Genomic DNA, 12,164 nt, shown 5'->3' on the forward strand with positions numbered 1-12,164 from the left:
GAACTCAAGTGCTGATAGTTTCGCGGCCGTGATCGTGTATCCGCTGTGGCATGTCGGCCACCAGAACGAAGCCGGCGACGACGGCTCGACCGTGCACGTCGATGAGAGCGGCGTGTTCTGCGACGAGTCGGACGGCGACGACGTAAAGCTGCTCGGTATCTACTCGACCCTTGAACGGGTGGAAGAACGCGTGCGTCAGGCTCGACTGCTGCCGGGCTTTCGTGATGAACCGGAGTGCTTCTACTACGACCCCTACGAGCTCGATGAGGACGAGTGGACCGAGGGCTTCGTCCGAGTTCCACCGGGCGAGTAGGCCCGTGGGCGGAATCCTGGTGGGATGCCGTTTGGTTGGCCACATGGGCCCCAGGGCTTCGGCCGGCCGCGGCGACCCGGACTGCAAGCGGCTTCAGCGCCGGACGACATGCGGCTTCAGTTCGTGAACAGCTCGGGGTTCTTGCGGACGAAATCGGCCACTCCTGCGGCGGGCCGCCCGGTCACCTCTGCCATGCCGTCCGCCTGGCGGTCGTAGCGGCCGGCCGCGTGCAGGCGAGCCATGGTGGAGATGTGCTGGAAGACATGGTCCGGCAGTCCCAGCGCCCCGAGATCGTCGTCGAGCCATTCCTGCAACGGGACGTCGGTGTAGCCGACCGTGCGGTGCAAAGCATCGGAGATCTCCGCGGCAAGAGCGGCGACGTCCTGTGATCGGGGACCGGTCAGCTCATAGATCCGGCCGATGTGCCGGGCCGGATCGGCCAGAATCTCCTCGACGACCGCGGCAACGTCACCGGCCGCGATCGGGGAGGTTTTCGCCTCGCCGAAGGGCCACCGGATGGCACCGTCCTTGGCGATCGAGGAAAACACGGTCCGGAAGAGTGGGTTCTCCATGAAGACGGTGGGCCTGACCTCGACCACGGGCAGGCCTGACCAGTCGAGAACCTGCTCGACCAGCCACTGCTGACGATGCTGATGCGACTCGGAGCCGCCGGTGGCGTCCATCTCGGAGATGGTCAGCTGCGACATGTTCACGAACGCCTCCAGTTCTCCGTAGGCGCGTGCGACCGTCGCTGTGGTCACGGCGGCCAGCAGATACTGTGCCGAGACGCCCATGCCGAAATACATTCGCCCGCAGCCGTCGAGGGCGTCGGCGACATCACGGGCCTGCGTCAGATCTCCGACCACGACCTCGGCGCCCGTCGCGCGCAGCGCCTGGGCACGGTCGTCGTCCCGGTGCACCAGAGCACGGACCTGGAGTCCCCGGCGCCGAAGGCCCTGGACCACGGTCCTGCCGACGGCCCCGACGCTGCCCGCGGCACCGGTCACGAGTATGGGCCGCACGCTTGTCTCCGGGCTGTCGTCCATGAGGGCAGCCTGCGGCCCGCGCCACCGGGGCGCAACCGCGGGTCCAGTCCCCTGACCAGGCCAGGGAACGCTGCTCCGGTGATGTCCCCTCCCCGCGCGGCCGCCGTCGCTCCGGTCCCTCCGCCGCCCGGCCCCGCTCGCCGCGCCGGTTCGTGACCGCCGTCCTACGCTCGGGGCATGCAACGCCGCCGCCCGATGCACATGTCTGCCGAGGCCCAGGACGCTCTGCGCACCGCGCTGGAGGAACTCCGCGCGGAGCTGAAGGTCCCCCTGAGCTTCCCCAAGCGCGTACTCAAAGCGGCCGACAAGGCCGCGGGTGAGGCGCGCTTGCCCGACAAGGACGCCACCCACCTGCCGTTCTTCACGATCGATCCGCCGACCTCGAAGGACCTCGACCAGGCCATGCACCTGGAACGGCGGCCCGGTGGCGGCTACCGCGTGTACTACGCCATCGCGGACGTGGCGACCTTCGTCAGGGCGGGCAGCCCTGTGGACATCGAGGCGCACGACAGGATCGAAACGCTGTACTTCCCCGACCTCAAGGTGCCCCTGCACCCGCCCGTCCTCTCCGAGGGCGCGGCCAGCCTGCTGCCGAACAAGGACCGCCCCGCCCTGTTGTGGCAGCACGACCTCGACGCCCACGGCAATCTGACCGACTCGTCCGTGAGCCGGGCCGTGATCCGAAGTCGGGCCCAGCTCGACTACGCCGGCGCCCAGCAGGCCATCGAGAACGGCACGGCGGAGGAGTCCCTCGCCCTGCTGCGCGAGATCGGCGAGCTGCGGGAGGCCGTCGAAATCGCGCGCGGCGGCATCTCGGTGAATCTGCCGGACCAGGAGGTCACCCTCGAGGACGGATCGTTCCGGCTGCGCTACGTGGCGACGCTGCCGGTCGAGGGCTGGAACGAGCAGATCTCCCTCATGACCGGGATGTCCGCGGCCCAGATCATGCTCGACACGGGTACCGGCATCCTGCGGACCCAGAAGGAGCAGGCCGATCAGAACGTGAACAGGCGCCTGCACGACATCGCGAAGGCCCTGGGCATCGTCTGGCGGCCCGGCATCTCGTACGCCACGCTGGTCCGCAAGCTCGATCCCCGGAACCAGCAGCACATGGCCTTCCTCACCGAGGCCACGAGCACGATGCTCAAGGCGGAGTACACCGTCTTCCGCGACAACCAGAAGCCGGCGTACACGATGCACGCAGCGATCGCGGCCCCGTACGCCCATTGCACCGCTCCGCTGCGGCGCCTGGTCGACCGGTACACCGGTGAGCTGTGCGTGATGGCGTGCGCGGACAAGGCCCCGCCGAACTGGGTGCTCGACGCCCTGTCCTGCATCCCGTGCGACACGGCACGGGGGAAGGGCGGCCTGGCGGACCGGCAGACCGTGGACCTGGCCGAGGCCGCGGTGCTCAAGGACCGCGTGGGCGAGGTGTTCGACGCCGCGGTCATCGACACCGACGCGGAGCGGGGCAGGCCGCGCGAGGGCAAAGTGTTCCTGGCCGACCCCGCCGTACTGGCCAAGGTCGTCTCGACCAACGGCCTGGATCTCCAGCTCGGATCCAGCATCAGGGCCAGGCTCAAGCAGGCGGACCCCGCCGCGGACGAGGACAAGGTCCTCTTCACCGTTCCCTAAGGGGTGTTGCGCAGGCTGAGTGCGGGCAGGTCAGAGCCAGTGGCGGGCGCTTGTGCTCATGGCGTGAGGGCAAGATTGTGCATGTGGGCGACGGCCTGGACCGCGTGGTGCAGACCGTCGCTCCGCCGGCGGCAGTCGCGCAGGATCTTGTAGTTCTTCATCCGGCCGATGACATGTTCCCCCCGGGCACGCACCCTGCGGTGCTCGGCGTTGTCGTCCTCCTCGGCCTGCAACAGGGCCCGTCCCGGGCGTTTGCGGTGCGGTACCGCCATCCCGCAGTTGAGATAGGCGCCGTCGCCCAGCACGGTCACACCCTCGCAGCGCCGGCTCAGCCCGGACGCCCGGCAGGCATGGGCGTCCGCGGTGGTGCCCGGCACCGGTCGTGCAGCAGCGATCAGCAGCCGGGTGTCGGCGTCCAAGATGACCTGCACATTCGCCGAGAACCGGTAGTTGCGGCTGGAGGCCGCCACGCTTTGGTCCCGCAGCGGGACCAGCGTGCCGTCCACGATCCACAACCGGTCTGCGGCCTTCGCCGGGCGGTCAGTTCACCCTCGCTGACTCCGACCATTCCAACCGCACTGCAAATAGTGCGATCACGCATGGATACAGGTGCTTTGCGACTGGCAAGTCCCTGCCATGGCGAGGACTTGTCGTCGTCCCGGCTTCACGGCGTCGGCAAGTGGCCGATAGACCCGGGGCATGTTTCCTCCCTCCCAGTCTTCCGCCTTCCCGCGCAGACGCTGGCAGTTGGTCTCGGCTGCCACCGTGGTGCCGCTGCTGGTGTCGGGGCTTGCGGTGCTGCAAGAGCCCGCGCAAGCCGCTCCGGGCAAGCCCGCCCGTACCGCCGCACCCGCGGCGACCCACAAGGTCACCCTGGTCACCGGCGACGTCGTCACGGTCACCACGATGGCCGACGGCAAGCAGACCGCTGATGTCGACCGGCCGGACAGCGCCGTCGGCGGCGTGAAAGTGCAGACGGCCAACGGTCACCTGTTCGTCATCCCGGACGAGACGGTGCCCCTGTTGGGAACGGGCAAGCTGGACCGGCGCCTGTTCGACGTCACCGCCCTGATCGAGATGGGGTACGACGACGCGAAGACGTCCACGGTGCCGCTCATCGCGACCTACGGCACGTCCACGTCCCGCAGCGCCGCCGAGCCGACGGCCCCACCCGGAAGCAAGGTGACCTGCGAGCTCAAGAGCATTCGCGGCGCCGTGCTCAGCGCCCGGAAGCGGCAGGCCCGCACCTTCTGGAACACCATCGCCCCGCACAACAGCAAGGTGATGGGTGCGGGTGTGGCGAAGCTGTGGCTCGACGGCCGCGTCAAGGTCAACCTGAAGGAGAGCGTGCCGCTGATCGGCGCGCCCGAGGCCTGGGCCGCCGGCTACACCGGCAAGGGCGTCAAGGTCGCGGTCCTCGACACCGGCATCGACGTCAACCACCCCGACTTCGCCGGACTGATCGACGGCACGGCCAGCTTCGTACCAGGCGAAGCCATCACCGACCTCAACGGTCATGGCACTCATGTGGCCAGCACCATCGTCGGCTCCGGCGCCGCCTCAGGCGGCGACTACAAGGGCGTCGCCCCAGGAGCGGACCTGTACGTCGGCAAGGTGCTCGGCGGCGCGGAGGGCTACGGCCAGGACTCCTGGGTCATGGCCGGCATGCAGTGGGCCGCCGAGTCCGGCGCGGATGTCGTCAACATGAGCCTCGGCGACTCCTACCCCAGCGACGGCAGCGATCCGATGTCGCAGGCGGTCGACGCGCTGTCGGCGAAGTACGGCACGCTGTTCGTCATCGCCGCCGGCAACGCGGGCCCGGAGAGCATCTCCGCCCCGGGCGCGGCCGCCTCGGCGCTGACCGTGGCCGCGACGGACAAGCAGGACCAGCTCGCGTCGTTCTCCAGCACCGGTCCGCTGGTCTCCTCCGGTGCGTTGAAGCCGGACATCGCCGCGCCCGGCGTGGACATCACCGCGGCTCGCTCGCAGGAGATGACGGACGGTGGCGAGGGCCTGTACCGCACGCTCAGCGGTACCTCCATGGCCACTCCGCACGTGGTCGGCGCGGCGGCGATCCTGGCTCAGCGGCACCCGGACTGGACCGGCGCGCAGCTCAAGGAACACCTGATGAGCACGGCGAAGGGCCTGGACGAGGGGTATTCACCGTACGAAGTCGGCACCGGGCGCGTAGACGTGGCCGCCGCGGTACGCACCACGGTCCGCGGTACCGGATCGCTGTTCTTCGGGAACCACACCTGGCCGCACGAGTCGAGCGACACGGCCGTCACGAAGGACCTGACCTTCACCAACACCGGAAACTCCGACGTCACGCTGAACCTCGAACTGACCGGCGCGGACGGCCCGTTCACCCTGGGCGCGACCACGGTGAACGTTCCGGCGGGCGGCACCGCCGCCGTCCCGGTGACCGGTGACCCGCAATCCGCCTCGGCGGGCCGGCACGTCGGCTACGTCATAGCGACCGACGCGGCCAGTGGGAAGCCGGTGACCCGCACGTCCGTGGCGCTGCTGAAGGAGGAGGAGCGCTACGACCTGAACATCAAGCTGGTCGGCCGGGACGGCAAGCCCGCCTCCGGCTGGGTCGGCATCAACCTGGCCGGCGACGTCTTCCCGTGGTCGGTCTACGTCGACGGCAGGACGACCATGCGCATGGCACCAGGGCTGTACACCGTCGCGGGGTACCTCGACGTGGCCGGTGAGAAGGCGGACCGTTCGGGTCTGGCCGTGCTGGTGGACCCGGAGACGGTGCTCCAGGACGGTCCCGCGGATGTGGTGCTGGATGCGAGCAAGGCTCGTCTGCTGGACACCCGGGCGCCGCAGCGCACCGAGGACCGCCAGCGCAAGGTCGACTTCAACGTCCACTACCAGGGCCAGGACCCGTACACGGACTACCGCAGCGCGTACGTGCTGCCGCTGACGTACGACGACGTCTACGTCGCGCCGACGGAGCCGATGAAGCACGGCGAGTTCGTGCTGACCACCCGCTGGCGCAAGGGCGAGCCAGCACTGGCGCTGAGCGCGTTGGGCGATCGCCTCGTCTTCGACGCGCTGGTGCAGGCCGGCAGCACAGTGGGTACCGCCACCGACAGCCGGGACGTGGTCTACGCGGCCAACGGCGCGCCGGCCGCGTACGAGAAGGTCAAGGCCAAGGGCAAGGTCGTCGTCGTCGAGCGCAGTGACGAGGTCTCGCCGCAGGAGCGCGCCGAGGCCGCGGTCGCCGCCGGGGCGAAGGCGCTGATCGTGGTCAACGACGATGCCGGCGCCCTCATGGAGTACGTGGGCGAGTCGGCCATCCCCGTCGCCTCCGTGCACCGCGACGCCGGCAAGACCCTCATCGCGATGGCCAAGTCCGGCAGATCGAGACTGACGGTGAAGCAGACCCGGTACACGCCGTTCGTCTACGACCTGACCCGCGACTACCCCGGTCGGGTACCGGACCGGGCCCTGGTCTACAAGCCGGCCAAGGGCGATCTGGCCCGGATCGACGCCCGCTACTACTCGGCCACGGGCGGCACGTCTGCGGAGGGCTACCGCTCCGACTTCACCCTGAGTCCGTCGTTCAACCTTCCCGAGAGCGAGTGGCATCCGGGCACCCGCACCGAGTGGGTGACTCCGGGGCAGGTCTGGAGAGAGTTCCACACACAGGGCGTCGACGGGACCCTGCCCTGGTCGATGGTGTCGGACGACAACACGTACGCCAAGGGCAGCACCACGCGTCTGGACTGGTTCGCTCCGGTGACCCGGCCCGGTCAGAGCGAAGCCTTCGGTGTGTACAACTCCCGTTGGCAGAACTACATGACGTGGAACGTCCAGCCATGGGCCTCCGCCAGCGACACCATGCGGCTGGGCGGCTATCTGCCGTGGGGAGAGACGCCGACCCGCCTCCAGGTCTTTCAGGGCGCCACACGGATCTACGACAACCCCAACAGCGGAGACATGCAGTGGAAGGAGGTACCGGCGGGCAAGCTGCCCTACCGCGCCGTCCTCGACGCGGAGCGGCCCGGCGACGTCTTCCGGCTGTCGACCCGCACCCACACGGAGTGGACGTTCACGTCCGACACCGTCGACTCGGACTCCTTCGAACGGTTCTCGGTACTGAACCTGGACTTCAAGCTGGAGACGGACCTGCACGGTGACATCAGAGCCGGCTCGGCTCAGGAGCTGGCTCTCAAACCGGTGTCGCTGGACGGCGGCACCGTGCCCGGGAAGGTCACCACGGTGAAGCTCGATGTCTCGTACGACGACGGTGCCACCTGGCAGAAGGTGACCCTGGCCAAGGGCGCAGGCGGCTACTGGACGGGATCGTTCAGGACGGCCGGGAAGCCCGGCGGCTTCCTCTCGGTGCGCGCGAGCGCCGGGACGAGCAGCGGTTTCGGTGTCAGGAACGAGATCGTCCGGGCGTACGGCCTGCGATGAACCGCACTGCCTCGCCCCGGGGAGGCGACTCCCCGGGGCTCCACCCGTCACACCGGCTCCCACCAGGGACTACTCAAGGTCCGCTGCCCTGGCGGATACTTTCCCCGCTGCGACAAGCGGAGGAGAGTCGGTCGCCGATGCTGGAAGCACTGGGTCTCGAACCCGATGACGAGCGCGTCTACCGGGCACTCCTCGGACGGCCGGACTCCACCGCGACGCTGCTGTCGGACCTCCTCGCCCTGGAACAGGCCGACGCCGAAAGGTTTTTGTCCCGTCTGGTCGCATGGGGACTGGTCATCAGATCGTCGAGCGATCGGTTCACCGCCGCGCCGCCCGCCATGGCGCTCGGCGCCCTCATCAGCCAGCGCCGGGACGGGCTGCGCGCGGCCGAATACGCCCTGGTGGCCTTGGCGGAGGAGCACCGGGCGGCCACGACCGCCGGCAGCATCGTCGATCTGATCGAGGTCGTCACCGGCGTCGACGCCATCCGCCATCGTTACCTCCAGGTGCAGCATGCGGCCCGCACGCAGATCCGCGCCTTCATCACCGCGCCCTTCGTCGCGCTGCCGCCCGAGGAGAACACGGCCGAACCCATGGCCCTCGGTCGCGGCGTTCACTTCCGGGCAGTGCTGGACCGAGCCGTGCTGGCGGAGCCCGGCATGATCCACGAGGCGATCGATTCCCTGCGCAACGGGGTGCAGTTGCGTGTCGCCGACCAACTGCCCATGAAACTCGTGCTGGCCGACGCCGAACTCGGCCTCGTCCCGCTTGCGGCCACGCCGACCGGAGAACCCGGGGCAGTGCTGCTGCACCGCAGCGGCCTGCTGGACGCGATGGACACACTGTTCGAGACCGTGTGGCGCACCTCCCACCCGCTGGCGCTGTCCGCCGACGAGGAATCCGAACCTACCGTCGAACTGGAGACGGAAGGACCGACAGCCCTCGACCGGAAGATCCTCGCGCTGTTGCTGGCCGGCGTGACCGACCCGACAGCCGCGACACAGCTGGGCCTGTCACCGCGCACGCTCCACCGGCGCCTGCGCCGTCTCATGGACCTGGCCGGAGTCCGCACCCGGATGCAACTCGGTGGCCACGCCGTCCGGCACGGCTGGGCGGAGCCACCGATGCCGAGGCGGACGTGACGGCCTTGTTGCGGCGCCGGGGGCTCCTCTCACGACCGGACCGGGCATCAGATCGTCGACCATCCGGCCTGCGGCCCCGTGATCGGCAAAGCCTCCTGTCGTGTGAGCGCACCACGCGTCCGTCGAGGATGGCCGAGTCCCACGAGATGCAGCAGGAGTCTGCGCCGACACCGGGTCCAGCGGAGCGGCGATGGTGGTGACCGGCAGGTCCGGGCCGGCGCCGGAAACCGCTTGATGACGGCATGCGGACGAGTGCTAGCCTCGCCTGCATGCCTGAACTGATCGCACCCACGAAGCGGTTGCAATCCTCATGGCTCGCGGTCCGGGACGAGTGGTCTCCGGGCGCCCACCAGGATGGCTCGGGCCTGCGTCTCGCGCCGGATGCCGACCTCGTCGATCCCGAGGTCTTCTCGGAGTGGACCGCATGTCTGCGACGACAGTCGGACCGGGCTGTCGCCGTGGGAGAAGGGCGCGTCCATGCCACGCATTGGTGGATCGTCGAGGGCGACAGCTATCTGGGCGCGATCGATCTGCGGCACTATCTGAACGCCGTTCTGCTCGACATCGGCGGGCACATCGGCTACAGCGTGCGCCCCTCCTTCCGAAGGCGCGGCCTGGCCACCTGGGCTCTCGGGGCCGTACTGCCCGAGGCGCGCGCACTTGGCCTGGACCGAGTCCTTGTCACCTGCGACGACGCCAACACCGCGTCCGCACGCAGCATCGAACGCAACGGTGGTGTCCTGGAAGACCTTCGCACCACAGAGGCGGGCGTCAAGCGCCGCTATTGGATCAGCCTGTAGACAGCGGTACGGGCGACTGCGCCGGATACAGCCACTCGTGGACGGCAGCGCTACCAGGACTCATGCGCAGTGCTCCGGCCTTAAGGCCGGGGGTGAAACGAATCTTGTGGTGGCGACGCGCAGAGGGCGTGCTGGGCGCGTCGACCGGTCCCTTTGCGCTCCGAGGCGCTGACCACGCCGTCTCGGCCGCCGAGCGCCCGTGATCGTCGCACATGCCGGAATGCGTCTCCCCGCCGATACCGATACCGATACCGATATTGATACCGATACCGATACCGATACCGATACCGATACGGCCGGACGGGACGACGCGGTGGCTCCTTCCGCGTTCATGGGCGCTGCACGGAGCCCTGCTCATCGGGACGGTTGACGGCCGGATTCCGGCGTGCTCGGTCCGGCGGTGAGGGCGGTGCGCTCCGGAGAATGAGATGTGTGCAAGAAATCGACTAACACTTGCAGGATCTCTACTGACTGTTGGAAATATGCGCTCAAGGTCTTGTCCGCCGTCCCACCGCGTCCTAATGTCCCGGAACGCGGCGGCACGGCCTGTTCCTGCGTGCCGCCGCGCACCGAGTTGCCCTCGGTGTCCTCCGCTCCCAGAGAAACGAGACCCCGATGGCGCGATACACCCTGCACGCGGCTGCGGAGCCAGCTCGGGGCAGTGCGCGAAGACCGGCCCGGACGGTCGTGGCGGTGACCGCGGCGGCCGCCGGACTCGTGCTCGGCCTCGGCGTTTCGGCCCCGGCGGCCTCGGGGTACGGCGGCCGCGAGGGCGCCCCGGCGGTGACCCGGGCCGGGCTCGATCCCGCCCTCGTCGCGGGGCGCGGCGCCCGGGTGGATTTCGTGGAACAGGAGGCGGAGAGCGCGGCGACGAACGGCACCGTCATCGGCCCCGACCGCTCCGCCTACACGCTGCCCTCGGAGGCGTCCGGCCGCGCGGCGGTGCGGCTGAGTCCGGGCCAGTACGTCGAGTTCACCCTGCCGCACGCGGCCAACGCTCTCACCGTGCGTTACAGCATTCCCGACGCCCCACGGGGCGGCGGCATCACCGCACCCCTCGATGTCTCCGTGGGCGGCGGGCGACGCACCACGATGACCCTCACCTCGCAGTACTCCTGGCTGTACAACCAGTACCCGTTCAGCAACGACCCTCAGGGCGACCTGCTGCACCCCGACTGGTGGATCACCGAGTGCGGCTGCGTTCCCGCCGCCACCACCCCGGCGCCCGCCGTCGACAAGCCGTTCCGGCCGAGCCACTTCTACGACGAGCAGAGACTGCTGCTCGGCAAGCGGTACGCGGCGGGCGAGACGGTCCGTCTCACCGCGCCCAAGGGCAGCACCGCGGCCTGGACCGTGATCGACCTGCTCGACACGCAACTCGTCGGCGCGCCGCACGTCGAGAAGCATGCCGCGAACGTCCTTGCGTTCGGGGCCGATCCCACCGGCCGGCGTGACGCGGGCGATGCCTTCGACCGGGCCATCGCCTACGCCGAGAAGCGGCACCTCAAGGTGTATCTGCCGCCGGGCACGTACCAGGTGAACCGTCACATCGCCGTGGACGACGTCACGATCGTCGGGGCGGGGAGCTGGTACACGATCGTCAAGGGCCACCAGGTCACCCTCGGCACCCCCGCCCCGGACGGCTCGGTCCACATGGGCGTGGGCTTCTACGGCAAGGAGGCGGCGGAGGGGGGCAGCCACGACGTCCACCTGTCGGGCTTCGCCGTCGAGGGCGACGTACGCGAACGCATCGACACCGACCAGGTGAACGCCATCGGCGGGGCGCTCAGCGACTCGACGATCGACGGCCTCTACCTCCACCACACCAAGGTCGGCATGTGGTTCGACGGCCCGATGACCGGCCTGCGTGTCACCCGCACGGTCGTCGCCGACCAGATCGCCGACGGCCTCAACTTCCACACAGGCGTCACCGATTCGAGCGTCACGGACAGCTTCGTCCGCAACACCGGCGACGACGGTCTGGCCATGTGGTCGGAGAACACGGCCGACGCGCGCAACGTCTTCGCCCACAACACCGTGCAGAGCCCGGTCCTCGCCAACGGCATCGCCCTGTACGGCGGTGCCGACAACACGGTCACCGGCAACCTCATCGCCGACCCCGTCAGAGAGGGCAGCGCCATCCAGGTCGGCTCCCGGTTCGGCGCGCAGCCGTTCACCGGACACCTGCGGATCACGGACAACACCACAGTCCGTTCGGGGCCGTTCGAGCTCAACTGGAAGATCGGCCTCGGAGCCATCTGGTTCTACGCCCTGGAGCGGGACATCGACGCCGACATCGAGGTCACCGGCGACCACTTCCTCGACAACACCTACAACGCGATCATGCTTGTCTCCGACTTCCCGGTGAAGGACAAGTACGCGATCCGGGGCGTCCGTTTCAAGGACATCCGGGTGGACGGCACCGGCACTTCCGTGCTCAGCGCCCGGTCCGCCGGATTGGCGTCCTTCGAGAACGTGGACGCCCGTAACGTCGGCGCGGTCGGCATCAACAACTGCGGATCCTTCAACTTCCCCGCCTCCGGCTCCGAGTTCACGGTGAACGACCTCGGAGGCAACGACGGCAGCGGCACGACCGGACCCTGGCTGGCGTCCTGGGAACTGCCGAACACCATCACCTGCGACGACCGGCCCCCGGTGGTCGCACCACCGGCGCCGGCACCTTGGCCGGGCGTCTTCCGCTGACCGACATGTGTTGCCGCGACGGTGGCCGATCCCCATCGGCCACCGCCGCGCGTACGGTCGTACGAGGAGGGAGGCCGACGTCGGGGAAGTG

Annotated in this window: 8 protein-coding genes and 1 pseudogene; 7 read left to right on the top strand and 2 right to left on the bottom strand. The window is 69.1% G+C overall.

Going from position 1 to position 12,164, the window contains the following annotated elements:
• Positions 1–28: 28 nt before the first annotated feature.
• Positions 29–313 carry a DUF7336 domain-containing protein gene (locus ACZ7OY_RS23965; protein ID WP_471913237.1) on the top strand — a complete coding sequence of 95 codons (285 nt, stop codon included), beginning with the start codon at positions 29–31 and terminating at the stop codon, positions 311–313.
• 116 nt (positions 314–429) lie between these two features.
• On the opposite strand, the gene ACZ7OY_RS23970 is transcribed toward ACZ7OY_RS23965, so the two are convergent.
• Positions 430–1,359, bottom strand: a complete 930-nt coding sequence (locus ACZ7OY_RS23970; protein ID WP_471913238.1) for an NmrA family NAD(P)-binding protein — start codon at positions 1,357–1,359, stop codon at positions 430–432.
• Positions 1,360–1,536: 177 nt separating this feature from the next.
• Between ACZ7OY_RS23970 and ACZ7OY_RS23975 the strand changes: the two genes are divergently transcribed.
• Complete coding sequence (locus ACZ7OY_RS23975; RefSeq protein WP_471913239.1) at positions 1,537–2,994, top strand: RNB domain-containing ribonuclease; 1,458 nt, start codon at positions 1,537–1,539, stop codon at positions 2,992–2,994.
• Positions 2,995–3,050: 56 nt separating this feature from the next.
• Here ACZ7OY_RS23975 and ACZ7OY_RS23980 read toward each other — a convergent pair.
• Positions 3,051–3,533: pseudogene (locus ACZ7OY_RS23980) on the bottom strand (transposase family protein); the annotation flags it as partial.
• A 160-nt stretch (positions 3,534–3,693) separates the two neighbouring features.
• On the opposite strand from ACZ7OY_RS23980, the gene ACZ7OY_RS23985 reads away from it, so the two are divergent.
• The 5 genes from ACZ7OY_RS23985 (at position 3,694) to ACZ7OY_RS24005 (ending at position 12,073) form a co-directional block, all read left to right on the top strand.
• Positions 3,694–7,428 carry a S8 family serine peptidase gene (locus ACZ7OY_RS23985; RefSeq protein ID WP_471913240.1) on the top strand — a complete coding sequence of 1,245 codons (3,735 nt, stop codon included), beginning with the start codon at positions 3,694–3,696 and terminating at the stop codon, positions 7,426–7,428.
• Between the two features lie 137 nt (positions 7,429–7,565).
• Positions 7,566–8,570 carry a TrmB family transcriptional regulator gene (locus tag ACZ7OY_RS23990; RefSeq protein WP_471913241.1) on the top strand — a complete coding sequence of 335 codons (1,005 nt, stop codon included), beginning with the start codon at positions 7,566–7,568 and terminating at the stop codon, positions 8,568–8,570.
• Between the two features lie 269 nt (positions 8,571–8,839).
• Positions 8,840–9,370: a GNAT family N-acetyltransferase gene (locus tag ACZ7OY_RS23995; protein ID WP_471913242.1), complete on the top strand. Its 531-nt coding sequence runs from the start codon at positions 8,840–8,842 to the stop codon at positions 9,368–9,370.
• A 199-nt stretch (positions 9,371–9,569) separates the two neighbouring features.
• Positions 9,570–9,740 carry a hypothetical protein gene (locus ACZ7OY_RS24000; RefSeq protein ID WP_471913243.1) on the top strand — a complete coding sequence of 57 codons (171 nt, stop codon included), beginning with the start codon at positions 9,570–9,572 and terminating at the stop codon, positions 9,738–9,740.
• Positions 9,741–9,985: 245 nt separating this feature from the next.
• Complete coding sequence (locus ACZ7OY_RS24005; RefSeq protein WP_471913244.1) at positions 9,986–12,073, top strand: glycosyl hydrolase family 28-related protein; 2,088 nt, start codon at positions 9,986–9,988, stop codon at positions 12,071–12,073.
• Positions 12,074–12,164: the final 91 nt, after the last annotated feature.

Source organism: Streptomyces sp. NPDC107559 (assembly GCF_055657365.1).